Origin of the sequence: Kitasatospora sp. NPDC059577 (genome assembly GCF_042735475.1) — a bacterium.
GTDB lineage: Bacteria > Actinomycetota > Actinomycetes > Streptomycetales > Streptomycetaceae > Kitasatospora.
In genome coordinates, this window is the sequence record NZ_JBHWBZ010000009.1 from 96,773 (window position 1) to 123,771 (window position 26,999).

Consider the following 26,999-nt stretch of genomic DNA (forward strand, 5'->3'; position numbering starts at 1 on the left):
TGGCGGCACACCCCCCGACCGGGTGCGCCGCCACCGCCGTCCTTCACCTCACGGACCGCTGTCGGTTCAGCAGGCCCCGAGGTCGCTCCAGACTCCCCACGCGCCGCTCGCCGCGGGGTCGTCGCCCTTGGTCCACCACTTGTTCTGGTAGTAGTGGCCCTTCCACGAGACCTTGGTCGGGGCCGCGTAGGTGGTGCCCGCGTCCCAGCCCGGCGCACCCGCGCAACCGGCCGGCGTGGTCGGCGGCGTCGTCGGCGGAGTGGTGGGCGGGGTGGTGGGAGGCGTCGTCGGCGGAGTGGTGGGCGGGGTGGTGGGAGGCGTCGTCGGCGGAGTGGTGGGCGGGGTGGTGGGAGGCGTCGTCGGCGGAGTGGTCGGAGGCGTCGTCGGAGGCGTCGTCGGCGGGGTGGTCGGCGGGGTCGTACCGCCGTCCGCCGCGCCCCGGGTCAGGTCCCCCTTGATGCCGTACGGCGTGCCACCCACGTTGACCGTCCAGTTCGACGGCGTGGACACCGGCAGGTAGTAGACGAAGTCCATGTCGACCGACGCACCCGGCGCCAGCGACTGCCACGCCGGCAGCTTGACCGACACCCGGTTGTAAGTGCCCTTCAGGCCGCCCACGTTGCCCGGGCCCGGGTTGTCCTGCCTGATCACCTGCAGCCCGAAGCCGGACTGGTCCTTGGCGTTGCCCGGGGCCGAGTTGCCGTAGTCGAACTGGAACTCGGTGCCGCCCGGCAGGGTCAGGGTCGAGTTGTTGACGATGTGCAGCTTCGGGTTGATCGGATAGTTCGAGTCGCCCAGCGCGAAGTTGGTGAACGACACGTCGATCGCCAGGGTCTGCTGCGGCAGCGCCACCGTCGAACGGGTCGCGCCGTACGGGGCCGCCGACTTGAACTTGTCGTACATCAGCGAGGTCAGCGTCGAACCGGGCACGTACTCGCCCTTGCCGCCGTTCGCCGCGGCGTCCCACTTGTAGTCGCCCGCGAGCTCCCAAATCATCGCGCCGCCGGCGCCCTGGTTCACGATGTAGTCCGCCTTGGCACCCACCGACTGCTCGTCCTCGGTCGAGAGGAACACCTTCTTGGTGTCGTTCCACAGCCACGGCGCCACCAGGGCGGAACTGTAGTTGCGGGCGTAGGTGCCCTGCAGCGCGGTGTCCGTCACGCCGTACTTGGCGAGGTAGTCGGGCAGGATGCCCTTCTCCAGGTTCTTGGCGTGCCACATCGGGTTCGACCCGGCCGGGGACTCCTTGCCCGCGTCGTCCTTGTCGTTCCAGATGTTGTCGATGCCGACCGCGCCGTCACCGCAGGCCGTCAGTCCGGAGCCGACCGGGCAGGTGGTCGCCGAGGCCGTGCCCCAGAGGCCGTTGGTCCCGCCCTGCACGTTCTTGAAGCCGCGGGTGTAGTACGGCAGGCCGACATTGATCCGGCCGCCCGGCATCGCACCCCGGAAGTAGTGGTACGACCAGTCGGCGTTCAGGTACCCGATGCCGCCGTACTGCCCGGTGCCGTAGACGTTCGCCGCCGCCAGCTCGCCGTCCTTGCCGTCGTCGTACAGCGAGGCGTTCGGGCCGACGTACTTGTTCCAGGCCCCGTGCAGGTCGTACGACATGATGTTGACGTAGTCCAGGTACTGCGCCACCTGGAAGGTCTCCATGCCGCGCAGCAGGTAGCCGGACGACGGGGCCGCGACCGACAGCAGGTAGTGCCTGCCGTCGGCGGCACCGGCCCGGTCCAGGTTCTCCCGCAGCGTCTTCATCAGCGCCGCGTAGCCCTTGGCCAGCGAACCGCGCTTGGAGTTGGCGAGCTGCCAGTCCAGCGGGTTGCCGGCGTCCTTCATCGAGGTCGGGTACTCGTAGTCGACGTCGACGCCGTTGAAGCCGTACGTGCGGATGAAGTCGACCGACGAGGCCGCGAAGGTGTCGATGCCCGCCTGGTTGACGCTGCCGTCCGGGTTCACGGTCATCGAGTAGAAGCCGCCGGAGTTCACCCGCTTGCCGTCGTCCCCGAAGTAGCCGCCGGTCTCGGTCCAACCGCCCACCGAGATCATGGTCTTGACGTTCGGGTACTGCTTCTTGAACTTCGTCAGCAGGTTGAAATGACCCTTGTAAGGGAGCGTCGGGTCCAGCTCGGCACCGGGCACGCCCGGGAAGGAGATCCCGGTCGCCTCGTTGGTCGGGCCGTCCGTGCCGACCGACAGCTTGTTGTCGCCGCCGACGTGCCCGAAGGCGTAGTTGAGGTGGGTGACCTTGTCCCAGGGGACGTCGCTCACCAGGTACGGCTGGTCGCCGTTCTTGCCGGTACGCCAGCCGGTGAAGTAACCGATGATGCGGCGCTGGTGGTCCGCACCCATCTTCTCGCGCCCGCCGGTGTCGTAGACGGAGCAGTACGGGACGTCGACCCCGGGGGTCTGGTACAGCCCGTCCGGCCGACAGGCCGCGTTGTCGACGGCCGCCGACGCCTGCGAGGGCGCCGCGCCCAGCGTCGCCATCAGCAGCCCGGCCAGCGAGGCGGCCGCCAACGAGGCCACGCCCGCCCTTGCCGCCGGACTCCTGCGGTGCCGAGCGGCGGTGGGACGCCGCTCCGCGGTGTTTCGGATCAACACTCGGTCCTCCAGGAGAGAGTGTCGGCGCATGCCCGTGGGGGAGCACGCACGTGGGGGATTGCAATTGGCGCAGAAGCTATGTGGTCTGAACCACATAGGTCAATAGGTCTGTACCAATTGGTAATCAAAAGCCAAACATCACAGGTCGGAACCCCTCGGCAACCAGTCAGCCGGTGGCCGAAACCCGCCACCACCCGTAACCGAACCCCGACACCGCTCGTTGACCGACCGGGGAGGGGGCTTCATCGGCCCACAGGGGGGACATCCATGCCGGTCAAGTACACCCGCGAACTGCTCGCCACCACGGCAGCCACCGCCACCTCGCTCGACGAGATGCTCGCAGCGCTCTACTAGGCCGCCCGGAACTGTGCGAGGACTGCGGCACCGGCCCCGAGTGGCGGGGACGCCCGATGACGTTGGAAGTCGACCACGTCAACGGCGACTGGTCGGACAACCGGCCGGGCAACCTCCGACTGCTCTGCCCGAACTGCCATTCCGTCACCGACACGTACTGCGGGCGGAACAAGAACAGGCGCGGGGCGTCGCACCAATTCTCGGTGTTCTCACCTGCGGCAAAGCCCTAGACTGGAGGCCATGCGGCCTTGGCGTAACGGCAGCCGCGCCGGACTTAGGATCCGGTGGGGGAAACCCCGTGAGGGTTCGAATCCCTCAGGCCGCACCAGTCTTACACCTGAGAATCGAAGGTCCGCCCCGGGAAGCTTCCCGAGGCGGGCCTTCGACATTCGACGGACGACCCGTCAGGCGATCAGGTCCTTGACGACCGGGGCGAGGGCGCGGAAGGCCTGGCCGCGGTGGCTGATGGCATTCTTCTCGTCCGGGGTGAGCTCGGCGCAGGTGCGGGTCTCGCCGAGGGGCTGGAGGATCGGGTCGTAGCCGAATCCGCCGCCGCCGGCCGGGGTGGTGCGCAGGGTGCCGAGGAGGCGGCCCTCGACGACGCGTTCGGTGCCGTCGGGGAGGGCGAGGGCGGCGGCGCAGAAGAAGTGGGCGCCGCGGTGCGGCTCGGCGATGTCGGAGAGCTGGGCGAGCAGCAGGTCGAGGTTGGCGCGGTCGTCGCCGTGCTTGCCGGCCCAGCGGGCGGAGAAGATACCGGGTGCGCCGTTGAGGACGTCGACGCAGAGGCCGGAGTCGTCGGCGACGGCGGGCAGGCCGGTGGCGCGGGCCAGGGCGTGGGCCTTGAGCAGGGCGTTCTCCGCGAAGGTGACGCCGGTTTCGGGGACGTCCGGGATCTCGGGGTAGGCGTCGGCGCCGACGAGTTCGACGTCCAGGCCGGCGTCGGTGAGGATCGCGCGGAGTTCGGCGACCTTGTGCTGGTTGCGGGTGGCGAGGATCAGGCGGGTGGACATATCGCTCACCCTACCGAGCGTTGCCGGGCCGTCAGCCGGTGCACACCGTGGTGAGGTTGCCGGCCGCGTCGCCGAGCGGCTTGAGGTCGGGGACCTCGTTCCTGTCGGCGGCCCGCTGCACGTTCTCGACCTGCTTCCGGAGGTCGGTCACGGCCTTGGCGACGTCGGTGTTCTTGGAGTTCCTGCCGACCTGGTCGAGGTCGCCCTTGAGCTTCTGGAGGGCCTTCCCGGCGGCGGCCGAGTCGTTGCTGGCGTTGTCGTAGGCCTTGGTGACGTCGGCGATGTCGCCGGTGATCTTCACGGCGGTGTTGCCGCAGTCGATGGCCTTCTGGGCGGCGGAGCAGCTCACCATGCTGAGCGGGAGGATCGCGATGAGTCCGGCCACGGCGAGGGCGGTGGGGCGGGCGATGCTCGACGGCATCCGGTCCTCCTGTGGGGCGCGGGTTCCGTGGTGGGGGACGCGCGCCGGGGGGTGCGCGGTTCCCGCAGCGGGGCTGCTGCGGGAACCGTACGGTCTCCGGGCCCGGGCTGTACAGCAGGCCGTACGGCGGGGCGTCCGTCCTGTGTCACGGCTGCGGGGCCCGCGCCGGTTCAGCCTTCGAGGGCCTTGCGCTGGATCTCGTCGAGCTCGGCGCAGCCGAGGCTGCCGAGGTCGAGCAGCCGGTCGAGCAGGGCGCGGTCGAAGGGTGCGCCCTCGGCGGTGCCCTGGACCTCGACGAAGCGGCCGTCGGAGGTGCAGACGATGTTCATGTCGGTCTCGGCGCGCACGTCCTCCTCGTACTGGAGGTCGAGCATGGGGGTGCCGTCGATGATGCCGACGCTGACGGCGCTGACGCCGCCGGTGATGGGCTGGCCCTTGGCGCGCAGGAGCTTCTTGTCGCGGGCCCAGGCGACGGCGTCGACGAGGGCGACGTAGGCGCCGGTGATGGCGGCGGTGCGGGTGCCGCCGTCGGCCTGGAGGACGTCGCAGTCGAGGACGATGGTGTTCTCGGCGAGGGCGCGGTGGTCGACGACGGCGCGCAGCGAGCGGCCGATGAGCCGGCTGATCTCGTGGGTGCGGCCGCCGATGCGGCCCTTGACGGCCTCGCGGTCGCCGCGGGTGTTGGTGGCGCGCGGGAGCATGGAGTACTCGGCGGTGACCCAGCCTTCGCCGCTGCCCTTGCGCCAGCGGGGGACGCCTTCGGTGACGCTGGCGGTGCACAGCACCTTGGTGTCGCCGTAGGAGATGAGGACGGAGCCTTCGGCGTGCTTGCTCCAGCCCCGTTCGATGGTGATGGGGCGGAGCTGGTCGGGGGTGCGGCCGTCGATGCGTGACATAGGCACTGAGCGTAGTGGCTCGGCTCGGCGGTTCGGATACGGCTCGGCCCGTGCCCGGGCGCGGCTGCCGTCACGTCGCGTGCGGTCACGTCGCCTGCCGTCACGTCACCTGCCGCGACGCGGTGCGCCGTGACGCAGGTGTGCCGTTTCGCAGGTGTGCCGTGACGTGCCGCGGCCCGCCGTTCCCCTGGGCGGGGCGGCGGGCCGGGGTCGGTGAGCCCGGGTGGCTCAGCTCACATCATGTCCTCGATGTCGGCGGCGATGGGGTCGGCGTCGGTGCCGATGACGACCTGGATCGCGGTGCCCATCTTGACGACGCCGTGGGCGCCGGCGGCCTTGAGGGCGGCCTCGTCGACCAGGGAGGCGTCCTTGACCTCGGTGCGCAGGCGGGTGATGCAGCCTTCGACCTCTTCGATGTTGTCGATGCCGCCCAGACCGGCGACGATCTTCTCAGCCTTGCTGGCCATCTGATTTCTCCCTCTGTCTCGGCCCGCCGGCCGCTCTGCCGGGTGCCGTCGTGCGCTGTGCTGTGGGGGGGGTCGTTCCTCGGCCGTGGAGCGGCGAGGTCCGTGCCGGCGGCTGACGCGGGTTCAGCTGCGGTCGTGCTGACGAGCAGCGCGACCAGCATCACCCGCACAGGGCCGGTTTGCCACGTTAGTCCACTTTCGGCCCATTCCGGCGGGCAGCCTCCCGATCGTCGCCCGAGGATGACGATCAGCGGGGCCGGCGTCCCGGAGTGCGGCCAGTGTCCCAAAGTGGTCTACACCAATATATGTGCACTTCGGAGAACGCAGGAAGGACCCCGGGTGTTCCTGGACCCCGACCGAGGGTCCCTCAGGGGGCCACCGCCCGGCAACTGCACCCGGAAGGCGAAGGATGAGTTCGGCTGGCGCCGCTGCCCCGCGGACGACGTGGTGGCACACCTTCTACGGCGGCCTCCAGAAGATGGGGCGTTCGCTGCAGCTGCCGGTGGCGGTGCTCCCGGCGGCCGGCATCCTGAACCGCCTCGGCCAGCCGGACGTGTTCGGCAAGGACGGCCTGGGCTGGGACGACGTCGCCAGGGTCTTCGCCGCGGCCGGCGGCGCGCTGCTCGACTCCGCCTTCGGCCTGCCGATGCTGTTCTGCGTCGGCGTGGCGATCGGCATGGCGAAGAAGGCGGACGGCTCGACGGCGCTGGCGGCGGTGGTCGGCTTCCTCGTCTACTTCCGGGTGCTGCACGCCTTCCCGGAGCACTGCAAGCCGCCGACGGTACTGGTGAGCGACCAGTGCGTGGACTTCACCTCGGCGAAGGCGGCCGCCGCGACGTACCAGAACCCCGGGGTGCTGGGCGGCATCCTGATCGGCCTGATGTCGGCCTGGCTGTGGGTGCGGTTCCACCGCACCCGGCTGGTCGACTGGCTGGGCTTCTTCAACGGCCGCCGCCTGGTGCCGATGATCACCGCCCTGGTCGGCATGCTGATGGCCGTTCTCGCGCTCTGGATCTGGCCGCCGATCGGCCGCGGCCTCAATGACTTCTCGCAGGACCTGGCCGATCTCGGCGCGGGGGGCGCCGGACTCTTCGGCGTGTTCAACCGGGCGCTGCTGCTGATCGGTATGCACCAGTTGCTGAACACCTTCGTCTGGTTCCAGTTCGGAGAGTTCACCAAGTCCGACGGCACGATCGTGCACGGCGACATCCCGCGTTTCCTGGGGGGCGACCCGACGGCCGGCCAGTTCCTGTCCGGCTTCTTCCCGATCATGATGTTCGCGCTGCCCGCCGCCGCGCTCGCAATCGCGCACTCGGCCAAGCCGCACCGGCGGAAGGAGATCTACGGCCTGATGCTCTCGCTCGGCCTCACCTCCCTCGTCACCGGTGTCACCGAGCCGATCGAGTACTCCTTCGCCTACCTCGCCCCGGCCCTGTACGCCGTGCACGCCCTGCTGACCGGCGCCTCGATGGCGGTGACCTGGGGCCTCGGGGTGCACGACGGGTTCAGCTTCTCGGCGGGTCTGATCGACTACGGGCTCAACTGGGGGCTGGCCACCAAACCCTGGCTGATCATCCCGATCGGCCTCGCCTTCGCGGCGGTGTACTACGTGCTCTTCCGCTTCATCATCGTCAAATTCGACCTGAAAACACCGGGGCGGGAGGACGAGAGCGAGGTCGAGGACGTCGCCAAGGACTGACCCCGAGTACCTCGGGATTTCTGCCCGCAATGGCCTCCGGACCCGCCGGTCCGGGGCCTTCGTCATTTCCCGGGGGGACTTGCGGCCCGGCCGCCGAAAGAATTCCCTCATTCGTCCGGGACATTTCCCGCAGCGCCACCCGCCGCGGCGCGACGGGCCGGGCGGCCCGGCCCGCGCGCGGCCGCCCCGGGTCGCCCGGCACCGCCCAGGCGGGGGGATCGGGCGCCACCGAAACGCCCGGCAGCGCGCCACCGCCGTCCCCGTTCCGGAGCATCGACGCAGCGTCGGCGGTCGGATCGCCACGGTTTGCCCGATAGGCGAGCACGGCCGGGTGGCGCCCCGCCCGCAGCCGTGAGCTTCGACACCTCCGCGGGCGCCCCTGCCGGGCCGCGGCCCGCGCGGACCCGCGCCCGGGGCGACCGCTGCGCCGCCCGCCACCGGGGCCGCCGGTGAACCTGCGGCGCCCTGCTCCCGTTCGCGCACCCCCGGCCCGCGCGGGCCGTGCCGGGCGGCGGCCGTTCTTTTGTTGCGCAAATAGCCAAAATCCCAATCCCGGCACTAATCATGATCGTCGTTCCGCAGGTAGGTTTCGATTTCATAGCGCTTCCGGGCGACGGCCCTTTCCAGGGTTCCCCCCCTTCTCCACCCGTGCTACAAAACTGGTCTACACCACCCGTGGTGTAGACCAGTTCGCGGTTCGGCCCCCTGTGCCCTCCCCCGACCGACCGCCATGCCGTAAGGAACCCACCCCCATGAGTCAGTCTGCGCAGGCACCGGCGCCCGCCACGGCTCCGGCCACGCCAAGCCCCGCCAAGAAGTTCGGCCAGAGCCTCCTCCAGGGTCTGCAGAAGATCGGCCGCAGCCTCCAGCTGCCGGTCGCCGTCCTCCCGGCCGCCGGCATCCTGCTCCGGCTCGGCCAGCCCGACGTCTTCGGCAAGGACGGGCTCGGCTGGGGGAAGGTCGCGGAGGTCTTCGCCACCGCCGGTGACGCCGTGTTCACCAACCTGCCGCTGCTGTTCTGCGTCGGTGTCGCCATCGGCTTCGCCAAGAAGGCCGACGGTTCGACCGCGCTCGCGGCCCTCGTCGGCTACCTGGTCTTCCACAACGTGCTGACCGTCTTCCCGATGGACGGCACCGTCACCGAGGCGCTGCCGGCCGGCAAGCCGCAGAACCCGGGCGTCTTCGGCGGCATCGTCGTCGGTCTGCTCAGCGCCATGATCTGGCAGCGGTTCCACCGCAAGAAGCTGGTCGACTGGCTCGGCTTCTTCAACGGCCGCCGCCTCGTGCCGATCATCATGGCCTTCGTCGGCACCCTGCTCGGCGTCGTCATGGGCCTGCTCTGGGGCCCGATCGGCACCGGCCTGACCAACGCCAGCGACTGGCTGACCGGCCTCGGCGCCGCCGGCTCCGGCATCTACGGCGTCGCCAACCGCGCGCTGATCCCGGTCGGCATGCACCAGTTCCTGAACACCTTCTTCCAGCAGCAGGTCGGCAGCTTCACGGACGCCTCGGGCCACACCTGGACCGGCGACATCCCGCGCTTCTTCCACAACGACCCGACCGCGGGCCAGTTCATGTCGGGCTTCTTCCCGATCATGATGTTCGGCCTCCCGGCCGCCGCCCTGGCCATCGCCCACGCCGCGCGCCCCGAGCGCCGCAAGGCCGTCCTCGGCATGATGATCTCCGTCGCGCTCACCAGCTTCGTCACCGGTGTCACCGAGCCGATCGAGTTCTCGTTCATGTTCATCGCCCCGGTGCTCTACCTGATCCACGCGCTGCTCACCGGCCTCTCGATGGCCGTCACCTGGGGCCTGGGCGTGCACGACGGCTTCGGCTTCTCGGCCGGTCTGATCGACTACGGCCTCAACTGGAACCTGGCCACCAAGCCGTGGCTGATCATCCCGATCGGCCTGGTCTTCGCCGCCCTGTACTACTTCCTCTTCCGCTTCGCGATCACCAAGTTCAACCTCAAGACCCCCGGTCGCGAGGACGACGACGAGATCGAGGACGTCACCAAGGCCTGACGTCCGCGCCACCCCTTCGAAGGCCCCCCCCCGCCCCCCCCCCCCCCCCCCCCCCGCGCCCGGGGGGGCCCTCCGGCGTTCCCGGGCGGGCCCGGCCCACGGAAACGGCGGTTGACGAACCGACGGAACCCCTGGTCAACTGAAACGGTGAACGCCACCTGCCCGCTGGTCACCCGCAGCCACATCGACTTCGGTCGTGTGTGGTCCGCGGCGTGTCGCGGCTGAGCCGACCGTTCCCCCGCCGCCCGGCTGACGTCCCGCCCGGCGCCGTTCCTCCCCCGCCGCCCGTCCCGGCGCCCGCCCGCGGGCCGTCACCGCGCACCCGCGGGCCTCCGCGCACCACCGACCCCGTACGGGCCGGCCCCTGCGCGCACGCCTCCGCACGAGGAAAGTCAGGCTCACCATGCCCCGCCAGCTCCACCTGTCCGCCGCCCTCGACAGCCCCGGCCGCTTCGACGCCGGGCACTACGCCGCCCTCGCCGGCCTCGCCGAACGGGCCACCCTGGACTTCGTCACCCTCGACGACTCGTTCACCCCCGAGCCGGGCCGCCCCGACGCGCTCGCCACCCTCGCCCGGATCGCCCCGCTGACCGGCCGGGTCGGGCTGGTGCCGACCGTCACCACCACCCACACCGAACCGTTCCACACCTCGATCTCGGTCAACACCCTGGACTGGGTGAGCAAGGGCCGGGCCGGCTGGCTGGTCGGCGTCTCCGCGACCGACACCGAGGCCAAGGCCTTCGGCCGCCGCCCGGTCGCCCCCGCCGACGAGCTGTGGGCCGAGGCCGCCGACGCCGTCGAGGTCGCCGCCCGGCTCTGGGACAGCTGGGAGGACGACGCGGAGATCCGCGACACCGCCACCGGACGGTTCGTCGACCGCGACAAGCTGCACTACGTCGACTTCGAAGGCCGCCACTTCTCGGTCCGCGGCCCGTCCATCACCCCGCGCCCGCCGCAGGGCCGCCCGGTGGTCGTGCTGCCGGTGTCCGCGTCCGACCTCGCACCGGACGCCTCCCCCGGCGGGCGCGCCCGGGTCGCCGCCGCGATCCGGCACGCCGACGTCGTCCTGCTCGACGCCCCCGACCGGGCGACCCGGCTCAGCGCCGCCACCGAGCTGCGGCTGCGCGCCGGCGAGAGCCTGCGGATCCTCGCCCGGCTCGACGCCGCCCTGCCCGTCGGCACCACCGGAATCACCGACACCACCGACACCACCGGCAGCGACGGCAGCGACGGCGACGCCGGGACGGCCGGGACCGACCGCGCCGCCGAGGAGCGACTGCTCGCCGAACTCACCGCGACCGGGACCGGCGTCGACGGCTTCCACCTCGTCCCCGCCGACCCGCTGCGCGACCTGACCGCCCTGGCCGACCGGATCGCCCCCGCCCTGCGCGCCGCCGGCCTGCTGCGCCCCGCGTACACCGGCCGCACCCTGCGCGACCACCTCGGACTGGACCGCCCGGCCGGCCACTACAGCACCCTCCCCTCCTCCCTCGCGCCCGCCGCCGCGCCCGTTCCCGCCGCTTCCCCCGCGCTCGCCGAGGTGACCCGATGACGGACCGCCCGCTCAAGCAGATCCACCTCGCCGCGCACTTCCCCGGCGTCAACAACACCACGGTGTGGAGCGACCCGGCCTCCGGCAGCCACATCGAGTTCGACTCCTTCCGCCACCTCGCCCGGACCGCCGAGCGCGGGAAGTTCGACTACTTCTTCCTCGCCGAGGGCCTGCGGCTGCGCGAGCACAAGGGACTCGTCCACGACTTGGACGTGGTCGGCCGCCCCGAGTCGATCACCGTGCTGAACGCGCTCGCCGCCGTCACCGAGCGGATCGGGCTGGCCGCCACCGTCAACGCGACCTTCAACGAACCGTACGAACTGGCCCGCCGCTTCGCCTCCTTGGACCACCTCTCCGGCGGCCGCGCGGCCTGGAACGTGGTCACCTCCTCGGACGCCTTCACCGGGGAGAACTTCCGCCGCGGCGGCTACCTGGACCGCGCCGACCGCTACACCAGGGCCGCCGAGTTCGTGCAGCTGGCAAGGGAGTTCTGGGACGCCGGGGCGGAGGGCGTCCGGCACCGCGGCCCGCAGTTCGAGGTCGAGGGCCGGCTCTCGCTGCCGCGGCCGCCGCAGGGCCACCCGGTGGTGATCCAGGCCGGGGACTCCGCCGAGGGCAGGGAGTTCGCCGCCGCCACCGCCGACGTGGTCTTCACCGTGCACTCCACCCTCGCCGCCGGCCAGGCCTTCCACGCGGACGTCAAGCGCCGGCTCGCCGCGTACGGGCGCAAGCCGGACGAACTGAAGATCATGCCCGGGGCCACCTTCGTCCTCGGCGACACCGACGCCGAGGCGGCCGAACGCGCCGCCGAGGTCCGGCTGGCCCAGGTCGGACCGCAGACCGCGATCGCCTTCCTGGAGCAGGTCTGGGGCGTCGACCTGTCCGGCCACGACCCGGACGGACCGCTGCCGGACGTCGACCCCGACCCGGACAGCGCGCTGGTCCAGGGCCGGGTCCGGTTCGGCGACCCGCTGGCCGTCGCCCGACGCTGGCGGGCGATCGCGGCGGAGAAGCGGCTGACCAGCCGCGAACTGGTGATCGAGGTGACCGGCCGGCAGTCCTTCGTCGGCTCCCCGGCCACCGTCGCCGCACGGATCGACCACTTCGTGCAGAACGACGCGGCCGACGGCTTCATCCTCGTCCCGCACCTCACCCCGGGCGGCCTGGACGAGTTCGTCGACCGGGTGGTGCCACTGCTCCAGGAACGCGGGGTCTTCCGCACCGACTACACCGGCCCGACCCTGCGCGACCACCTCGGACTGCCCGTCCCCGGGCAGCGCTGAGCCCCGCCCCCGGCCCCGGCGCCCGGTCCCGGGACCCACCCGCGCCGCGTGCACGCCGGCCCGGAAGCGGCTCCCCGCGCCAGGGGCGGGCGCCGCGGCACGGTGGGTCGACGCTCCGTCATACCGCTGTCCGCCGGTCCGGGTTCGGGTGGCGTCCGGGCCGCCGGCCGGACGGGCCGCGCCCTGCCCGCGCCGCCCTGGCCGCGCCTCCGTGCCCGGTCACCGCCCGGCTGCGGGAGGCCTACCGGGCGGCCGTGACGGACGTCGATCCGCAGCACCGGCACCGGCGGACGCCGGTGGCGTGCCCCTGCGGACCGCGCCCGGCCGCCGGGCGCAGGCCCGACGGGGCGCTCCGTACCCGACGGGGCTCCGTGCCCGGGGCGGTCCCGTGCCCGGTCAGACCTCGTACACCGCACCCGCGCGGGCGATCTCGACCGGCCCGGCGTAGGCGGCGGCCGCGTCGCGGCGGTTGTGCTCGGCGTCGGTCCACGGGGGGATGTGGGTGAGGACGAGTCGGCGGGCACCGGCGGCGGTGGCGTGCTCGCCGGCTTCGCGTCCGTTGAGGTGGACGGCCCGGTAGGTGTCACGGCCGTCGATGTACGCGGCCTCGCAGAGGAAGAGGTCGGCGTCGCGGGCGAGTTCGACGAGTGCGGCGCTCTCGCCGGTGTCGCCGCTGTACACGATCGAGCGACCGTCGTGTTCGAGCCGGAAGGCGAAGGCGTCGACCGGGTGGTTGACCTGGGCGACCTCGACCCGGAAGGGGCCGAGGTCGAAGCTGCCGGGGGTGAGGGTGCGGAACTCGAAGACCTCCTTCATGCCGGGGTTCTCCGGCATGTCGTAGGCACGGGCGAGTCGCTCGGCGGTGCCGGCCGGGCCGTACACGGGGAGCAGTTCGGGGCAGCCACCGGCGCGGTAGTTGCGGGCCACCCAGTAGGCGCACAGGTCGACGCAGTGGTCGGCGTGCAGGTGGCTGAGCAGGACGGCGTCGACGTCGTAGAGGCCGGTGTACTTCTGCAGGGCGCCGAGGGCTCCGTTGCCGAGGTCGAGGACGAGGCGGTAGCCGTCGGCCTCGACGAGGTAGCTGGAGCAGGGCGAGTCGGCGGACGGGAAGCTCCCCGAGCACCCCACCACGGTCAGTTTCATCCGAGCCCCTCCGCCCCGACACGTCCTGGCTGCTGCTGGAAAACGGCATGGAAAACGGCAGGCCGGGCCGGTGAACCGGCCGGTAGCACTGCATTGGTGTGTCGAGGGTAAGGGTGGAGCGGCACTTTGCCCCCGTCCCCGTGCCGGGCTGTGGCTGGAATCACCAGAACGCCGGGGACGGGAGCGGGGGCCGGGGCCGGGGTGGGCTCAGCGGTGCCCGGGGCGGTTGCGGGCCCAGGCGCGGATGGTGTCGGGGTACCAGCGGGGGTGGCCGGCGGCGTCGGTCGCGTCGGGGCCGGGCAGCAGCCCGTGCCGCCGGTAGCTGCGGACGGTCTCGGGGCGGACGTCGATGTGGCGGGCGATCTCGGCGTAGGACCACAGTTCGGCGCTACGGCTCATGCACCCACCTCGCTTCGCTCACGCACGGGGCACCTCCGGGGGGACGGGGCGGACGTTCGTGACGCAGCCTTCCGGGGTGCGGCCGGACATCCGGCGCGGAACGGGCACGGTGGCGGTTCCGTGACGAACCGGGAGCAAAGCGCGGACACGTGCTCAACCGTCACAGCCGTCACGGTGGTGGCGCGCACCCCCGGCCCGGTACGGTTCGCCGCATGAACGGCATGACTGGTACCTGGGTCGTCCTGGCGCTGGCCGGCATCGCGCTGCTGGCGGCCGTCGCGGCGGTGCTGGTGCGGCGGACCCGCCCGGCCCCCCGCCCGGCGGGTCCGACCGGCCCGCGACCGCGCCCGAGCACCCGGTCCCGCCCCGAGCCGCAGGAGATCTGGTGGGCGGAGGTGCCGTTCGAGGACGGCCCCGGGTCGAAGGACCGCCCGTGCCTGGTGCTGCGGGTGCGGGGCCGGACCGCGACCGTCGCGAAGATCACCAGCAAGCACCACGCCGAGCGCCCGGGCGTGCTGCCGCTGCCGCCCGGTTCGGTGGGCGACCGGCAGGGCCGGACCAGCTGGCTGGAGACCGACGAGCTGCGGGAGGTCCCGCTGTCGGCGTTCCGCCGCCGGGCGGGCACGGTGGACCGGCAGGTGTGGTCCCGGGCCCGGCAGGTGCTGAACTAGGGCCGGACAGGGCCGAGGGCCCCGGCCGGACCAGCCGCCCGTCAGCCGGCTGCTGGGTCCGGCATCGGGCCTAGGCCCAGAGCTGGCCCTGCAGCGCCTCGACGGCCGCCTCGGTGGACTCGGCGGTGTAGATGCCGGTGGACAGGTACTTCCAGCCGCCGTCGGCGACCACGAAGACGATGTCCGCGCGCTCTCCCGCGGCCGCCGCCTTGCGGCCGACGCCGATCGCCGCGTGCAGGATGGCGCCGGTGGAGACGCCCGCGAAGATGCCTTCCTGCTTCAGGAGTTCGCGGGTGCGGCGGACGGCGTCCGCGGAGCCGACCGAGAAGCGGGTGGTGAGCACCTCGGCGTCGTACAGCTCGGGGACGAAGCCCTCGTCGAGGTTGCGCAGCCCGTACACCAGGTCGTCGTAGCGCGGTTCGGCGGCGACGATCTTCACGCCGGGGACCTTCTCGCGCAGGTAGCGGCCGACGCCCATCAGGGTGCCGGTGGTGCCGAGGCCGGCCACGAAGTGGGTGACGGTCGGCAGGTCGGCGAGGATCTCGGGGCCGGTGCCGGTGTAGTGGGCGCCCGCGTTGTCGGGGTTGCCGTACTGGTAGAGCATCACCCAGTCGGGGTGCTCGGCGGCGATCTCCTTGGCGATCCGGACGGCGGTGTTGGAGCCGCCGGCGGCCGGGGAGGGGATGATCTCGGCGCCCCACATGCGGAGCAGCTCGCGCCGTTCCTCGCTGGTGTTCTCGGGCATCACGCAGACCATCCGGTAGCCCTTGAGCTTGGCGGCCATGGCGAGCGAGATGCCGGTGTTGCCACTGGTGGGTTCCAGGATGGTGCAGCCCGGGGTGAGCCGGCCCTCGGCCTCGGCGCGCTCGATCATGTGCAGCGCCGGGCGGTCCTTGATCGAGCCGGTCGGGTTGCGGTCCTCCAGCTTGGCCCAGAGGGTGACCAGGCCCCCGGTGTTGCCGGGGACGGCGGCGGACAGCCGGGGCAGGCGGACCAGCGGGGTGTTGCCGACGGCTTCGAGCGGACTGTCGTAACGCAAGGGAGGCCTCCGGCCACGGCGGTGAGGGTCACACGGCGGTGAGGGTCGCGGGGTGGTTCCCCCGCCGGTGGCGGGGGAACCGGGAGGTCAGCGGGCGCCGCCGGCCACGGCGGGCAGGATGGTGACGCTGTCGCCGTCGGCGAGGGCGGTGGAGATGCCCTCCAGGAACCGGACGTCCTCGTCGTTCAGGTAGACGTTGACGAAGCGGCGCAGCTCGCCGCCGTCGACGAGGCGGGCGGCGATGCCCGGGTGGCGGGCGTCGAGGTCGGTGAAGAGTTCCCCGAGGTTGCTGCCGTTGCCCTCGACGGCCTTGGCGCCGTCGGTGTAGGTGCGGAGGATGGTCGGGATGCGGACCTCGATGGCCATGGGTGCGCTCCTGTGCGAGTCGTGGAGTGGTGGGCCGCAGCGGACGCGGCAGGGCGGACGGGTGCCCGGGCGCGGCGGCGCCGGAGGGGCGGCGGGCCCGGGCGGGGTGCGGCGGCTCTCAGCGCGAGCGCGCGGGCGTGCCTGGACAGATCGCGCCGGCGTGCCGGCACAGGTCGATGTGCAGGCGCGCCACGAGGCGGGTGCCCGGGGCCTGGTTGCTCACATCGACGGAACGCATGGGCTCATCGTATAGATTCCCGGGCCCGCTCCGACATGCCCGTCTCGGGATCCGGATGTTCTCGTCCCCAGTGCTGAGACGCGGCGGGCCCGCCGTCCCTTCGCCGGGGTCGGCGGGCCGCGTCCGGGCGGGTGCCGGTCAGGCCGGGTGGGCCTCGACGACCTCGACGTCTTCCTCTGTGATCTCGCCGTCCACGATGCGGAACGAGCGGAACTGGTAGGCGTCGTCCTCGCCGTTGCCGTCGGCGGTGGAGACCAGGACGTAGTGGGCGAACGGTTCGGAGGCGTAGCTCACGTCGGTCCGCGACGGGTAGGCCTCGGTCGCGGTGTGCGAGTGGTAGACGATCACCGGCTCCTCGTCGCGGTCGTCCATCTCGCGGTAGAGCTTGAGCAGGTCGCCCGAGTCGAACTCGTAGAAGGTGGGCGAGCGGGCGGCGTTGAGCATCGGGACGAACCGCTCGGGCCGTCCGGTGCCGGCCGGTCCGGCGACCACGCCGCAGGCCTCGTCCGGGTGGTCGGCGCGGGCGTGGGCCACGATCCGGTCGCGGATCTCTCGGGTGATGGTCAGCATGCGGTCAGGATAGCCACGCCCCGGCGGGTGTCCGCCGGGGCGTCCGAGGCGCGGTCGACGGGTGTCCGAGGCGCGGTCGACGGCCGTCCGCGGGCCGGTCCCGGTGCACGTGCGGTCCCGCCGTGCGTCCGGTCCCGGGCCCTGCGGAGCCCGGGCTCAGGCGACGTCCTCCGCGTGCGGGTGATCGTGGGCGGGGCCGTTGACGGCCTGCGGGTTGCGGCGCTGGAGGAAGCGGTAGCCGATGACCAGCACCACGGCCCAGCCGGGGAAGACGTAGAGCGAGATCCGGTTGTCCTCGTCCAGGCCGATCAGCACCACGACGAGGGCGAGGAAGGCGAGCGCGGCCCAGCTGACCCAGGCGCCGCCGGGCGACTTGAAGCCGGGCGCGGGCAGGCGGCCGGCCTTCCAGGCCCGGCGGTAGCGGATCTGGGAGATCAGGATCATCGCCCAGGTCCACAGGCCGCAGACGGTGGCGACCGAGGTGATGTACTCGAACGCCCGCGCGGGGACGAGGTAGTTGAGCACCACGCCGGCGCCCATCAGCAGACAGGAGACGGTGATCGCGAAGGCGGGGGTGCGGCGGGAGTTGAGCGCGGTGAGCCGCCCCGGGGCCTGGCCGCGCAGGGCGAGGTCGCGCAGCATGCGACCGGTGGAGTACATCCCGGAGTTGCAGGAGGAGAGCGCGGCGGTGAGCACCACGAAGTTGATGATGCCGGCCGCGGCCGGGATGCCGATCTTGCCGAAGGCGGCGACGAACGGGCTGACGCCGGGCTGGAATTCGGTCCACGGCACGAGCGAGAGGATGACGACCAGGGCGCCGATGTAGAACAGCGCGATGCGCCAGGGCAGCGTGTTGATGGCGCGCGGGAGGGTCTTCTCGGGGTTCTCGCTCTCGCCCGCGGTGACGCCGACGAGTTCGACGCCGAGGTAGGCGAACATGACGATCTGGAGGGTCATCACGGTGGAGCCGATGCCCTTGGGGAAGAAGCCGCCGTCCTGCCACAGGTGGGAGATCGACGCGGTGTCACCGGCCTTGCTGAAGCCCAGGGTGAGCACCCCGACGCCGATCAGGATCATGCCGATGATGGCGGTGACCTTGACCATGGAGAACCAGAACTCGATCTCGCCGAACAGCTTCACCGAGATCAGGTTGGCCGCGTAGAGGACGACCAGGAAGGTCAGAGCGCTGGCCCACTGGGGTATGCCGGGCGCCCAGAACTTCACGTACACGGCGGCTGCGGTGGTCTCGGCCATGCCGGTGACGACCCAGAACAACCAGTACGTCCAGCCGGTCACGTAGCCGGCGAAGGGGCCGAGGAACTCCCGCGCGTACTCGGCGAAGCTGCCGGACACCGGGCGGTAGGTGAGGAGTTCACCGAGGGCGCGCATGATCGCGAAGATCACCACGCCGGCGACGGCGTAGGAGAGGATCAGGCTCGGGCCGGACTTGGAGATCGCGGTGCCGGCGCCGAGGAAGAGCCCGGTGCCGATCGCTCCGCCGATCGCGATCATCTGGATCTGGCGGCTGCCGAGTCCCCGCTCGTAGCCCTCCTCGTCCGGCTTGGTGTCGACCACGTGGTCGTACAACTTCTCGGCCATGGTGCACCGTCCTGGTCGGTCTCGGGAGTGGAGAAGTCGTACCACGGGCCGTCCGGACAGCGGTGTTCATCTGAGCGATATTTGAGCATGACCTGGTATGATCTGCCCCATTTTGCACGGAAAAGCCCCGGCGGATCGTCCACATCCTGGACGAAATCGCCGGGGCCTGCCCGAAACCGGGCACGATCGCCCCGGAAACGCGAACGGGAGCGGGCCGGCCGCTCCACGTTCATCCGGTGATACGCCCGGGTTCAGGCTCCGTTCACCGGGTCGGAGCCGCCCACCGGACCGGCCGCCCGACCCGCGACACCCGGCCCGCACCGCCCGGCCGACACCGTTCAGTCGGCGCCGTTCAGTCGGCGCCGTTCAGTCGGCGCCGTTCAGTCGACCATCGCCTCCAGTAGCGACTCCTGCAGCGCCCCCAGCCACAGGTACGCCATCACCAGCGGCTTGCGCTCGTCGCCGTCCGGCAGCTCGTAGAGGCCCTCCTCGTCGTCCTCGGTGACCTCCAGCCGGACGCCGAGGGCCAGCCGCAGGTCGTTCAACGCGCCCAGCCAGCGCGGGCAGTCGGGGGTGCCCAGCTTGAGCACCCCGTCGCCGCCGAGGCCGTCCAGCGCCCGGACGACGAACAGTGCGTCGTCCCGCTTGCGGGCCCGCAGGTCCAGCTCGGTGAAGCGGCGGAACTCGCCGGACGCGGCCGCGGCCTCGTCGTCGTCATCCGGCTTCTCCGGGTCCCCGTAGGCGTCCGGGAAGAACCGGGCCAGCACCGGGTCGGCGGGCGCCTCGGTCGGCCCCTCGGCGAACAGCGCGGCCAGCGGGTCGCCGTCGCCACCGCCCGGGCCGGGGCCGATCAGCTCCAGCAACTGCACTTCCAGCGAGCGGAGGATGGAGGCCTCCCACTCGTCCAGCGCGATCGTCGCGCCGCCACCGCCGGTGCTCTCGAACAACCCAGCCATCTGTATCGGTCAGCCCGTCTTCGTCGTCTTCGGTCATACGGCCGGCGGTCCGGCGTCAGTCGTGCTGGAGCGTCGCCCAGAGGCCGTAGCCGTGCATCGCCTGGACGTCGCGCTCCATCTCCTCGCGGGAACCGCTGGAGACCACCGCCCGCCCCTTGGTGTGGACGTCCATCATCAGCTTCCGGGCCTTGTCCTTCGGGTAGCCGAAGTAGGCCTGGAAGACGTACTGGACATAGCTCATCAGGTTGACCGCGTCGTTGTGCACGATGGTCACCCAGGGCGTGTCCGGCTCTGCCACCGGCAGACCTTCGACCTCGGGGCGCTCGATCTCCGCGGGCGCGACACTCACGCCGGGTCCTCCTCGCTGCACGTTCGTCCGTTGCTCCTCACGCCCCATGCTGCCATCCGGGGGACACCCGGGCGATTCCGCCCCGGCCCGCTCGGCGAGAAATCGTCACTCTGACGCTAAGTGGTAGTAGCATCATCCCCATGGACGCCACTTCAGTGCGCGCGGCCGGGTCGACCGCGCTGCTCACCGACCGCTACGAGCTCACCATGCTGCAGGCCGCCCTGCGCAGCGGGGCCGCGCACCGCCACTCCGTCTTCGAGGTGTTCACCCGCCACCTGCCGAGCGGCCGCCGCTACGGCGTCATGGCCGGCACCGGCCGGGTCCTCGACGCCGTCGAGAACTTCCGCTTCACCACCGCCCAGCTGGACTGGCTGGCCGACCAGGGCGTGGTCGACGAGGACACCCTGCGCTTCCTCGCCGATTACCGCTTCCGCGGCGACATCCACGGCTACCCCGAGGGCGAGGTCTACTTCCCCGGCTCCCCGCTGCTCACCGTCGAGGGCAGCTTCGCCGAGGCGGTGATCCTGGAGACGGTGATCCTCTCGATCCTCAACCACGACTCGGCGATCGCGGCCGCCGCCTCCCGGATGACCGCCGCCGCCGGCGGCCGCCCGGTGATCGAGATGGGCGCCCGCCGGGCCCACGAGCACGCCGCCGTCTCCGCCGCGCGGGCCGCGTACGTGGCCGGGTTCGCCGCCACCTCGGACCTGGAGGCCGGCTTCACCCACGGCATCCCCACCACCGGCACCGCCGCGCACGCCTTCACCCTGGTGCACGACAGCGAGCGGGACGCCTTCCGCGCCCAGATCGCCTCGATGGGCAAGGGCACCACGCTGCTGGTCGACACCTTCGACCTGCGCGAGGCCGTGCGCACCGCGGTCGAGGTGGCCGGCCCCGAGCTGGGCGCCGTCCGGATCGACTCCGGCGACCTCACCCTGCTGGCCCACCGGGTCCGCCGCCAGCTGGACGAGCTGGGCGCCACCGACACCCGGATCATCGTCACCTCGGACCTGGACGAGTACGCGATCGCCGCCCTGGCCGCCGCCCCGGTGGACGGCTACGGCGTCGGCACCAGCCTGGTCACCGGCAGCGGGCACCCGACCTGCGCGATGGTCTACAAGCTGGTCGCCCGGGCCGGGGACGACGGCGGGCCGCTGGTGCCGGTGGCCAAGCGCGCGGCGGGCGGCAAGACCAGCACCGGCGGCCGCAAGTGGGCGGCCCGGCGGCCCGACGCCGACGGCGTGGCCGAGGCCGAGGTGGTCGGCACCGGGCCCGTCCCCGACGAGCTGCGGCCGCACCTGGTGCAGGTATCGCTGGTGCGGGCCGGCGAGACGGTCGGCCGGGAGCCACTGAGCGCCGCCCGCGAACGGCACGTCCGCGCCCGGGCCGCGCTGCCGCTGTCGGCCACCCAGCTCTCCAAGGGCGACCCGGTCCTGCCGACCGAACTGGTCCTGACCGCCGACGCGGTCCTCTGACCGACGCCGCCCTCCGGGCCGCGCAGGCCGCGGTCCGGCCCACCCGGACCGCCCCCGGGGGCTTCCGCCCCCGCGCGGCACTCCCTAGAGTCAGCCGTAGAGTTCCCCGGAGCTCCCCGAGAACCCCCCGAGCCCCGCACCGCCGGGCCGAGTACTCCCGAGGGCTCCCCCACCGGGGCGCCGCCTGCAGCGGGCCCCCGACATCCGAGGATGCGAGCCATGCACCGGGCACTGATCGTCGTCGACGTTCAGAACGACTTCTGCGAGGGCGGCAGCCTGGCCGTCGCCGGCGGCGCCGAGGTGGCCGCCGCCATCACCGATCTGATCGCCGAATCCTCCCCCGGCTACCAGCACATCCTCGCCACCCGCGACCACCACATCGACCCGGGTGCGCACTTCTCCGCCGAGCCGGACTACGTCGACAGCTGGCCGGTGCACTGCGTGGCCGGCACCGAGGGCGTGGGGTTCCACCCCAACTTCGCACCCGCGGTGATCTCCGGTGCGGTCGAGGCGGTCTTCGACAAGGGCGCCCACTCGGCGGCGTACAGCGGCTTCGAGGGACTGGACGAGAACGAGCGCGGCCCGCTGGAGTGGCTGCGCGAACGGCAGGTCGACGAGATCGATGTGGTGGGCCTCGCCATCGACCACTGCGTGCGGGCGACCGCGCTGGACGCCGTCCGGGCGGGCTTCGCCACCCGCGTCCTGCTGGACCTCACCGCCGGGGTGGCCCCGGAGACCACCGCCGCCGCGCTGGAGGAACTGCGGGCGGCCGGGGTCGAGCTGGTCGGCACGCCGGTGGTCCGTCCCTGACGTCTCCCGGCGTCCCTCTGAGGTCCCTCTGAGGTCCCCCTGGCGTCTCCCGGCGCACCGTCGCACCTCCCCGCACCCCCGGGGTCGTGCCGACGGCGCCGCCGGCTCAGACCACCAGCAGCTCCACCACGTCCGTGCCACCGGCCCGGTGGGCCTCGCGCAACTCACCGCCCACCGCGTCCGGGTCGGCGGCCAGCCGGGCACCGGAGACGTACACCACGCGGATGCCCAGGTACTCCATCCGGTGCTGGCCGCCGCGCACCCAGGCGGCCTCGCCCTCGCTGACGCAGCGCAGGTCCGAGTCCACCTCGACCGCGACGCCGCGCTCCGGCCAGTAGAGGTCCGGGACGGCGATGTACGTGCCGCCGCGCATCCGCAGCTCGGGGGCGTTCAGCGGGACGGGCAGCAACCACTCGTCCACCAGGTGGCCGAGCCGCTCCAGCACCGAGTCCCGCTCGGCGGCGAGGAGTTCGTCCAGCGCGGCGCGCACCCGGGGTTCGTCGGTCAGCCCGGACTCGATCAGCTCGACGGCCAACTCCCGGACCGTGCAGCCGTCCTCGTGGCGCGAGACGGCCTCGCGCAGCACCTCGCGCACCGGCGCCGGGGCCTGCGGGTCCGCCGTCCACTCGCCGAGCGCGTCCGCGACCGCCCGGGCCACCGGCGCACAGGCCAGTCCGTGCACCGAGCGGGCCACCAACTCCCTTTCGGTGCGCCGGATCCGGACCTCGCCGACGTCCTTCAGCCGGCGCTGACGGGGCACCAGGACGTCCACCCCGGTCATCGCGGGAAGCCGCGGCACGGCCGCGAAGCCGTACAGCGCCAGCGCCGCCGCGCCGGTGATCACCGCGCCCTCGCGGCGGCCCTCCTCGCGGCCGTTCTGCTCGGCGTACAGCAGCGCGGCCCAGATCCGCTGCTCCGGGGTGGGCTCGGCGGGCTGCAGCAGGTAGACCCGCGGCAGCAGCCGCTGCCAGGGGCCTCCCCGGCGGCAGTGCCCGGTGATGACGCGGGCCGGCACGCCCCGGGCGCGCAGCTGACTCGCGGTGACGACGTTCTGCTGACGCTTCGCCAGCTCCTCCAGTGACGGCGGCGGCGTGGGAATCCGGTAGCTCATGCGGACACCATCCCCAACCACCCCGACCCGTGACCGGGAGCCTGACGCACTGTTACGCAACCGTCGCGAAACCGGGATCAGCCCGCACTAAAGTCCTCATACCCTCACTCATTTGGAGTAATTGACGCCCATCCGGTTGTCACACTTGATCGAAAACGATCGCCGACCTGGTCGTCTGACCCAGAGTGATCAAAGGCATACGGCGAGGGACCCTCCAGGCGTCAATCCCACCCCGGGGATTGCCTAGGCTTACGTCATGTCACGTGACGAGACCGCCGGCCTCCGCGCGGCCCAGCTCCGCCTCGGCCGCCTGCCCGGATACGTCCGCCGCCCGGACCCCGCCCGCCGCAGCGGCGAGAAGGGCCATACGTACAAGAAGGGCTGGGAGGTCCGCTTCACCGCCCGCAGTGAAGCCGAGATAGCAGAGATCCGCAACCTGGTCGTCGCCGCCGGATTCGCCCCGGCCAGGCCGTTCTTCAAGGGCCACCAGCTCATCCAGCCGGTCTACGGCATGGCGGCCGTGCAGGCCTACCTGGCCGCTAGACAGGCGGCCGAGGAACACGCCGCCCGGACCGCGGTCGGCCGCCGCCGACGGCCCCCCGGCGGGCACGGCACCACCGGCGGGCACACCACCCCCGGACACGGCACCACCGGACACGGCACCACCGGCGGACACGCTCCGGCGGCGCACCCCGCCCAGGCAGCGCACCGGTGCGAGCGCGAGGAGGCCGCCGCCGGAGCGGCCGCAGCGGCTGCGGCAGCGGCAGCCACCGCCGCGCAGGCGGCCCGGCGCCGGGCCGTCGAGTCCTTCCCCACCCAGACCGAACGGGACACCGCCGCCGACCGGATCTCCCCGTCGGAGGCCCGCACGACCTCCTGACGGACGACCACCGACGGGTGACCGCACCGCCCGTCCGCACCGCCCCGGCCGCCGAGGCCAGCTTCAGGCCGCCGGGGCACCGACGAACCGCGCAGCCGCCCACCACAGGGCCGGACCACCCGCACCGGCACCGCCCCGCCGCCCGGGCCTCACCCTCGGCCCCACCCTCGGCCCACCCCGGCCCCGGCCCCGGCTCCTGATACGTCCATGCGTGTGGTTGTCCTGGCGCCCGTACCAGCGTCCGCGCCCCTCGACGCAGTGATCTTCGCTGTGATCGCGAGCACGGTTGCGCGGGTGGTTGTGCGGGCCCGGGTTCGCGCCGCGGGCGTGGACGTCAGCCGCCGCAGGGCCTACGGTGGCACATCAACTGCCTTGCAGTCACAGTCGTCCTACACCCTCTGACCAGCTGCGACGCGCTCGCACCTACGCCTCCCACGCCACTGCGCAGCACCACCCGCCGGCCCCGCGCCGGCACCCCGCCCGGCCGTTCCGCCGCCCTGTCGCACCCGGTCGCCACCGGAACCGGCCGGGCGGCGACGGGTTCCGGGCATTCCATCGGATTGGTCACCCAGCGCACCGAGGGCCTACCGTAGAGTGAGCACAGATGATCGACCGTCAGAAACCCATCTCCCTTTCCGAGAAGACGAGATGACCAACCGTCAAGCGACTTCTGCCGAGCCACCCCCGGGGCCCGGCGAGCCGGAGGACGTACCGCTGGAGTTCACCGCGTTCTGCGAACTCCACCGCCCCCGGTACCTCAGCTACGCCCGCGTGTGGCTGACCGAGCACAGCGACGCGGCCACCGCCGTCCAACAGGCGTTCGCCGAAATCGCGGTGCACTGGCGCGAGTTGATGGGAAGCTCCAACCCGACCGCGCACGCCTGGGAGATCCTGCGCGGCACCGTCGCCGAGCACACCCGGCTGGAACCGCCCGATCCGGGCCCGGACCCGGACCGCCGCCCGGCCGACGACGACCTGGCCATCCTGCACTACGTCGTCGGCCTCGCCGCCCCCGAAATCGCCGACGTCATCGGCACCGACGCCGCCAGCGTGGCCGGCCGACTGCGCCGCACCATGCTGCGCGAGGCCTCCGGCTGGTGACCTCGCGCCCCGCGCGCCCCTCCCGGACCACGCGCACCCCGCGCGCGCCCCGACACCCTGCCCCGGAGGCGGTCTCAGACCCGCTCGCCCGTCACGTCGAACAAGTGGTGCACCGGGTCGTGGATCAGGTACCGGGAGAACGACTCCACCGTGAACCGCGCCCCGTCACTGCGGCTCCCCGTCCGCCGCCACTGCTCACCGGCCACCCGCTCGAACGCGGCCGCCAACGCCTCCGCGGCCTCCGCCAGCTCCCCCGCCACCACCCCCGGCACCTGCTCCCCGTAGCGCTCGGCGACAGCCGTCTCGTCCTGGTCCCAGTTCGGGAACAGCGGGTCGTCCCGGTCGAGCATGAGACCCAGCCGCACCAGGAACAACCGGAAGACGTCCCGGACGTGGCACGCGTACTCCAGGTCCGACCAGACCCCCGGCTCCGGCCGCCGACCCAGCCCGTCCCCGCCCCCCGCCAGCACCGCCAGCCAGCCCTCCGCGTTCGCCCGGACCATCCCGGCAACGTCCTCGCGCACCACCCGCGGCGTGTCCAACCCGCACTCGGGGCAAGGACGTTCGAGCACCCAGGTCCAGTCCTTGGTGTCCGGGACGACCTCCCCGGCAACGGGGCTCACGACATCCACAGGGCTCACGGCGTTCACGGGATCCACCGCGTTCGCGGGATCCACCGCGTTCGCGGCGCTCTCAGAAGTGCTCATGGGCCCAGCATGGCCGCCACCACGGACGCCCCACCAGCAGCAGGAACGCCAGCCGCCGCCGAAATGCTGCCAGCCCCCGGCCCCCTACCCCGCCCCCGGCACGACACCGGACCGAGCAATCACCGCTACGACCCACCGTACGGAGGCTGCTGGTACGGCGGCTGCTGGAACGCCCCGGCAGCCGCCACCCGCCTCCGCCGCCGCGCCCGCACCACGAGGGCGACCACCACACCCACCACGAGCGCCACCCCACCGGCCGCCGCCCCCACGACGAGCCCCATCCCGTTCCCGCGGCTCCCCCCGCCATCCGCCCCGGGCGCGACCGCCACGTCCGAAGCCCCATCCGTCGGATCATCCGCCGGCGGCGCCCCCCGCGACTCCGGCCGCTTCACCAACGGGTTCTCCCGCGACCCGTTGTCCACGGCCGGATTCGCCTCCAGTGCCTTCGCCGGCGCCAGGATCCCGTAGCCGTAATGGTTGTTGGGAACCACCGTCCCGTCGGCCGGCGGCGCGGCCGACTTGATCATCCGATTGATGACCTGCCCGGCGGAAAGAGCGGGGTACTTCGAGCGGATGAGCGCAGCGGTGGCGGAAACGTAGGCTGCAGCGTCCGAGGTCCCATTGGCGACTCCGTAGCCCGCCGAGGACTTCGCACTCGCTCGGTAGATCTCCGCTCCGGGCCCGGCCAGCGTAGTCTCAGGCCCGTACGTCGACTTCTCCCACAAACGCCCCTGCCGATTCACCGCTCCGACCGCCACCACGCCGGGAAACGCAGCCGGGTACTCGACAGATGCTGTCTCCTGCCCGCTGTTTCCAGTCGACGCGACGAGGACCACATCGTGGTCGACGGCGTATTTGACCGCCGTCCTGGTCTCCTGATCGGACCCCGAATACCCGCCGATCGACATGTTGACCACCGTGGCTCCGTGATCGACGGCGAACCGAATGCCATTCGCCAGGCCGATCTGCGCCACGGAACCGTCAGTGCTCCAACTCACCCGGATCGGGAGGATCTTGACCTTCGGTGCCAGTCCCATGATCCCGGCATCGTCCCCGTGGCCGTGGCCGGCGATGAGGCTCGCCATCCCGGTTCCGTGACCGTCCTTGTCGACCGTTCCGTCACTGCCCTCACCGGTGAAGTCGGCACCGGCAAGAACCTGACCTTCAAGGTCATGATGGTCCTTCATGACACCGCTGTCGATGACGGCGACCGTGACACCAGCCCCCTGCGACACCGGCCACAGCGTGCTGCCTGCGCCGTAGTCGGTCAGCACCCAC

27 protein-coding genes and 1 tRNA gene are annotated in these 26,999 nt (G+C 72.2%); 11 read left to right on the forward strand and 17 right to left on the reverse strand.

Annotated elements, in window-relative coordinates; genetic code table 11:
- Positions 1-66: 66 nt before the first annotated feature.
- The gene (locus tag ACFV0O_RS11095) at positions 67-2,487 is read right to left on the reverse strand and encodes a chitinase C-terminal domain-containing protein (RefSeq protein WP_380339511.1); all 2,421 of its coding nucleotides are present in this window, start codon (positions 2,485-2,487) and stop codon (positions 67-69) included.
- Between the two features lie 524 nt (positions 2,488-3,011).
- Here ACFV0O_RS11095 and ACFV0O_RS11100 point away from each other — a divergent pair.
- Together ACFV0O_RS11100 and ACFV0O_RS11105 are read left to right on the forward strand one after the other, a co-directional pair.
- Complete coding sequence (locus ACFV0O_RS11100; protein ID WP_380339376.1) at positions 3,012-3,185, forward strand: HNH endonuclease; 174 nt, start codon at positions 3,012-3,014, stop codon at positions 3,183-3,185.
- 12 nt (positions 3,186-3,197) lie between these two features.
- A tRNA-Leu gene (locus ACFV0O_RS11105) sits at positions 3,198-3,283 on the forward strand.
- Between the two features lie 76 nt (positions 3,284-3,359).
- Here the strand turns inward: ACFV0O_RS11105 and rdgB are convergent.
- The 4 genes from rdgB to ACFV0O_RS11125 form a co-directional block, all read right to left on the reverse strand.
- Complete coding sequence (rdgB, locus tag ACFV0O_RS11110) at positions 3,360-3,965, reverse strand: RdgB/HAM1 family non-canonical purine NTP pyrophosphatase (protein ID WP_380339379.1); 606 nt, start codon at positions 3,963-3,965, stop codon at positions 3,360-3,362.
- Between the two features lie 31 nt (positions 3,966-3,996).
- Positions 3,997-4,386, reverse strand: coding sequence for a hypothetical protein (locus ACFV0O_RS11115; RefSeq protein WP_380339382.1), 390 nt, complete (start codon positions 4,384-4,386; stop codon positions 3,997-3,999).
- Positions 4,387-4,556: 170 nt separating this feature from the next.
- The gene (gene rph / locus ACFV0O_RS11120; protein WP_360253375.1) at positions 4,557-5,282 is read right to left on the reverse strand and encodes a ribonuclease PH; all 726 of its coding nucleotides are present in this window, start codon (positions 5,280-5,282) and stop codon (positions 4,557-4,559) included.
- 233 nt (positions 5,283-5,515) lie between these two features.
- Positions 5,516-5,749, reverse strand: coding sequence for a glucose PTS transporter subunit EIIB (locus ACFV0O_RS11125; RefSeq protein ID WP_030060521.1), 234 nt, complete (start codon positions 5,747-5,749; stop codon positions 5,516-5,518).
- 409 nt (positions 5,750-6,158) lie between these two features.
- On the opposite strand from ACFV0O_RS11125, the gene ACFV0O_RS11130 reads away from it, so the two are divergent.
- The 4 genes from ACFV0O_RS11130 (at position 6,159) to ACFV0O_RS11145 (ending at position 12,307) form a co-directional block, all read left to right on the forward strand.
- Positions 6,159-7,448, forward strand: coding sequence for a PTS transporter subunit EIIC (locus ACFV0O_RS11130; RefSeq protein WP_360253377.1), 1,290 nt, complete (start codon positions 6,159-6,161; stop codon positions 7,446-7,448).
- A gap of 752 nt (positions 7,449-8,200) precedes the next feature.
- On the forward strand, positions 8,201-9,472 hold the full coding sequence (locus ACFV0O_RS11135; RefSeq protein ID WP_360253379.1) for a PTS transporter subunit EIIC: 1,272 nt from the start codon (positions 8,201-8,203) through the stop codon (positions 9,470-9,472).
- A gap of 403 nt (positions 9,473-9,875) precedes the next feature.
- Positions 9,876-11,024: an LLM class flavin-dependent oxidoreductase gene (locus ACFV0O_RS11140; RefSeq protein ID WP_380339387.1), complete on the forward strand. Its 1,149-nt coding sequence runs from the start codon at positions 9,876-9,878 to the stop codon at positions 11,022-11,024.
- Positions 11,021-12,307: an LLM class flavin-dependent oxidoreductase gene (locus ACFV0O_RS11145; RefSeq protein WP_360253383.1), complete on the forward strand. Its 1,287-nt coding sequence runs from the start codon at positions 11,021-11,023 to the stop codon at positions 12,305-12,307. Before ACFV0O_RS11140 ends, ACFV0O_RS11145 begins: the two co-directional genes overlap by 4 nt.
- Positions 12,308-12,703: 396 nt before the next feature.
- Here the strand turns inward: ACFV0O_RS11145 and ACFV0O_RS11150 are convergent, their stop codons facing one another.
- The gene (locus ACFV0O_RS11150) at positions 12,704-13,450 is read right to left on the reverse strand and encodes an MBL fold metallo-hydrolase (RefSeq protein WP_360253385.1); all 747 of its coding nucleotides are present in this window, start codon (positions 13,448-13,450) and stop codon (positions 12,704-12,706) included.
- 207 nt (positions 13,451-13,657) lie between these two features.
- Positions 13,658-13,849 carry a MarR family transcriptional regulator gene (locus ACFV0O_RS11155; protein WP_380339392.1) on the reverse strand — a complete coding sequence of 64 codons (192 nt, stop codon included), beginning with the start codon at positions 13,847-13,849 and terminating at the stop codon, positions 13,658-13,660.
- Between the two features lie 221 nt (positions 13,850-14,070).
- On the opposite strand from ACFV0O_RS11155, the gene ACFV0O_RS11160 reads away from it, so the two are divergent.
- Entirely contained in the window at positions 14,071-14,520 is a 450-nt protein-coding gene (locus ACFV0O_RS11160; RefSeq protein ID WP_380339513.1) for a type II toxin-antitoxin system PemK/MazF family toxin, read from the forward strand.
- A gap of 70 nt (positions 14,521-14,590) precedes the next feature.
- Here the strand turns inward: ACFV0O_RS11160 and ACFV0O_RS11165 are convergent, their stop codons facing one another.
- The 7 genes from ACFV0O_RS11165 to clpS all read right to left on the reverse strand — a co-directional run bounded on the left by ACFV0O_RS11165 (position 14,591) and on the right by clpS (position 19,637).
- Entirely contained in the window at positions 14,591-15,559 is a 969-nt protein-coding gene (locus tag ACFV0O_RS11165; RefSeq protein ID WP_360253389.1) for a cysteine synthase, read from the reverse strand.
- 87 nt (positions 15,560-15,646) lie between these two features.
- Complete coding sequence (locus ACFV0O_RS11170; RefSeq protein WP_350514862.1) at positions 15,647-15,925, reverse strand: MoaD/ThiS family protein; 279 nt, start codon at positions 15,923-15,925, stop codon at positions 15,647-15,649.
- A gap of 118 nt (positions 15,926-16,043) precedes the next feature.
- Positions 16,044-16,163, reverse strand: coding sequence for a putative leader peptide (locus ACFV0O_RS11175; protein ID WP_317621128.1), 120 nt, complete (start codon positions 16,161-16,163; stop codon positions 16,044-16,046).
- Between the two features lie 138 nt (positions 16,164-16,301).
- Positions 16,302-16,733, reverse strand: coding sequence for a M67 family metallopeptidase (locus ACFV0O_RS11180; protein ID WP_360253391.1), 432 nt, complete (start codon positions 16,731-16,733; stop codon positions 16,302-16,304).
- A 156-nt stretch (positions 16,734-16,889) separates the two neighbouring features.
- On the reverse strand, positions 16,890-18,332 hold the full coding sequence (locus tag ACFV0O_RS11185) for an amino acid permease (protein ID WP_380339396.1): 1,443 nt from the start codon (positions 18,330-18,332) through the stop codon (positions 16,890-16,892).
- A gap of 380 nt (positions 18,333-18,712) precedes the next feature.
- Positions 18,713-19,288: a DUF2017 domain-containing protein gene (locus tag ACFV0O_RS11190; RefSeq protein ID WP_380339399.1), complete on the reverse strand. Its 576-nt coding sequence runs from the start codon at positions 19,286-19,288 to the stop codon at positions 18,713-18,715.
- A 55-nt stretch (positions 19,289-19,343) separates the two neighbouring features.
- Positions 19,344-19,637, reverse strand: coding sequence for an ATP-dependent Clp protease adapter ClpS (clpS, locus tag ACFV0O_RS11195; protein WP_360253397.1), 294 nt, complete (start codon positions 19,635-19,637; stop codon positions 19,344-19,346).
- 140 nt (positions 19,638-19,777) lie between these two features.
- Between clpS and ACFV0O_RS11200 the strand changes: the two genes are divergently transcribed.
- On the forward strand, positions 19,778-21,112 hold the full coding sequence (locus ACFV0O_RS11200; RefSeq protein ID WP_380339402.1) for a nicotinate phosphoribosyltransferase: 1,335 nt from the start codon (positions 19,778-19,780) through the stop codon (positions 21,110-21,112).
- 219 nt (positions 21,113-21,331) lie between these two features.
- The gene (locus ACFV0O_RS11205) at positions 21,332-21,922 is read left to right on the forward strand and encodes an isochorismatase family protein (RefSeq protein ID WP_360253401.1); all 591 of its coding nucleotides are present in this window, start codon (positions 21,332-21,334) and stop codon (positions 21,920-21,922) included.
- A 106-nt stretch (positions 21,923-22,028) separates the two neighbouring features.
- Here ACFV0O_RS11205 and ACFV0O_RS11210 read toward each other — a convergent pair whose 3' ends face one another.
- The gene (locus ACFV0O_RS11210) at positions 22,029-23,033 is read right to left on the reverse strand and encodes a hypothetical protein (protein WP_380339405.1); all 1,005 of its coding nucleotides are present in this window, start codon (positions 23,031-23,033) and stop codon (positions 22,029-22,031) included.
- Between the two features lie 256 nt (positions 23,034-23,289).
- On the opposite strand from ACFV0O_RS11210, the gene ACFV0O_RS11215 reads away from it, so the two are divergent.
- Both ACFV0O_RS11215 and ACFV0O_RS11220 read left to right on the forward strand, forming a co-directional pair.
- Positions 23,290-23,913 (forward strand): hypothetical protein, encoded by a 624-nt coding sequence (locus ACFV0O_RS11215; protein WP_380339407.1) that lies wholly within the window; start codon positions 23,290-23,292, stop codon positions 23,911-23,913.
- A 648-nt stretch (positions 23,914-24,561) separates the two neighbouring features.
- Positions 24,562-25,014 (forward strand): hypothetical protein, encoded by a 453-nt coding sequence (locus ACFV0O_RS11220; protein ID WP_380339408.1) that lies wholly within the window; start codon positions 24,562-24,564, stop codon positions 25,012-25,014.
- A gap of 74 nt (positions 25,015-25,088) precedes the next feature.
- Here ACFV0O_RS11220 and ACFV0O_RS11225 read toward each other — a convergent pair whose 3' ends face one another.
- The gene (locus ACFV0O_RS11225; protein WP_380339411.1) at positions 25,089-25,721 is read right to left on the reverse strand and encodes a DinB family protein; all 633 of its coding nucleotides are present in this window, start codon (positions 25,719-25,721) and stop codon (positions 25,089-25,091) included.
- 125 nt (positions 25,722-25,846) lie between these two features.
- Positions 25,847-26,995: a type VII secretion-associated serine protease mycosin gene (gene mycP, locus ACFV0O_RS11230; protein WP_380339414.1), complete on the reverse strand. Its 1,149-nt coding sequence runs from the start codon at positions 26,993-26,995 to the stop codon at positions 25,847-25,849.
- Positions 26,996-26,999 lie beyond the last annotated feature (4 nt).

Coding starts and splice junctions, on each gene's coding strand:
- ACFV0O_RS11130 (WP_360253377.1), top strand. CDS start 6,159: ATGAGTTCGGCTGGCGCCGCTGCCCCGCGGACGACGTGGTGGCACACC.
- ACFV0O_RS11200 (WP_380339402.1), top strand. CDS start 19,778: ATGGACGCCACTTCAGTGCGCGCGGCCGGGTCGACCGCGCTGCTCACC.
- ACFV0O_RS11205 (WP_360253401.1), top strand. CDS start 21,332: ATGCACCGGGCACTGATCGTCGTCGACGTTCAGAACGACTTCTGCGAG.
- ACFV0O_RS11225 (WP_380339411.1), bottom strand. CDS start 25,721: ATGAGCACTTCTGAGAGCGCCGCGAACGCGGTGGATCCCGCGAACGCG.
- ACFV0O_RS11100 (WP_380339376.1), top strand. CDS start 3,012: ATGACGTTGGAAGTCGACCACGTCAACGGCGACTGGTCGGACAACCGG.
- ACFV0O_RS11160 (WP_380339513.1), top strand. CDS start 14,071: ATGACTGGTACCTGGGTCGTCCTGGCGCTGGCCGGCATCGCGCTGCTG.
- ACFV0O_RS11190 (WP_380339399.1), bottom strand. CDS start 19,288: ATGGCTGGGTTGTTCGAGAGCACCGGCGGTGGCGGCGCGACGATCGCG.
- ACFV0O_RS11150 (WP_360253385.1), bottom strand. CDS start 13,450: ATGAAACTGACCGTGGTGGGGTGCTCGGGGAGCTTCCCGTCCGCCGAC.
- rph (WP_360253375.1), bottom strand. CDS start 5,282: ATGTCACGCATCGACGGCCGCACCCCCGACCAGCTCCGCCCCATCACC.
- ACFV0O_RS11180 (WP_360253391.1), bottom strand. CDS start 16,733: ATGCTGACCATCACCCGAGAGATCCGCGACCGGATCGTGGCCCACGCC.
- ACFV0O_RS11170 (WP_350514862.1), bottom strand. CDS start 15,925: ATGGCCATCGAGGTCCGCATCCCGACCATCCTCCGCACCTACACCGAC.
- ACFV0O_RS11155 (WP_380339392.1), bottom strand. CDS start 13,849: ATGAGCCGTAGCGCCGAACTGTGGTCCTACGCCGAGATCGCCCGCCAC.
- ACFV0O_RS11220 (WP_380339408.1), top strand. CDS start 24,562: ATGACCAACCGTCAAGCGACTTCTGCCGAGCCACCCCCGGGGCCCGGC.
- ACFV0O_RS11095 (WP_380339511.1), bottom strand. CDS start 2,487: ATGGCGACGCTGGGCGCGGCGCCCTCGCAGGCGTCGGCGGCCGTCGAC.
- ACFV0O_RS11215 (WP_380339407.1), top strand. CDS start 23,290: ATGTCACGTGACGAGACCGCCGGCCTCCGCGCGGCCCAGCTCCGCCTC.
- ACFV0O_RS11145 (WP_360253383.1), top strand. CDS start 11,021: ATGACGGACCGCCCGCTCAAGCAGATCCACCTCGCCGCGCACTTCCCC.
- ACFV0O_RS11135 (WP_360253379.1), top strand. CDS start 8,201: ATGAGTCAGTCTGCGCAGGCACCGGCGCCCGCCACGGCTCCGGCCACG.
- ACFV0O_RS11210 (WP_380339405.1), bottom strand. CDS start 23,033: ATGAGCTACCGGATTCCCACGCCGCCGCCGTCACTGGAGGAGCTGGCG.
- ACFV0O_RS11115 (WP_380339382.1), bottom strand. CDS start 4,386: ATGCCGTCGAGCATCGCCCGCCCCACCGCCCTCGCCGTGGCCGGACTC.
- ACFV0O_RS11185 (WP_380339396.1), bottom strand. CDS start 18,332: ATGGCCGAGAAGTTGTACGACCACGTGGTCGACACCAAGCCGGACGAG.
- rdgB (WP_380339379.1), bottom strand. CDS start 3,965: ATGTCCACCCGCCTGATCCTCGCCACCCGCAACCAGCACAAGGTCGCC.
- ACFV0O_RS11140 (WP_380339387.1), top strand. CDS start 9,876: ATGCCCCGCCAGCTCCACCTGTCCGCCGCCCTCGACAGCCCCGGCCGC.
- ACFV0O_RS11125 (WP_030060521.1), bottom strand. CDS start 5,749: ATGGCCAGCAAGGCTGAGAAGATCGTCGCCGGTCTGGGCGGCATCGAC.
- ACFV0O_RS11175 (WP_317621128.1), bottom strand. CDS start 16,163: ATGCGTTCCGTCGATGTGAGCAACCAGGCCCCGGGCACCCGCCTCGTG.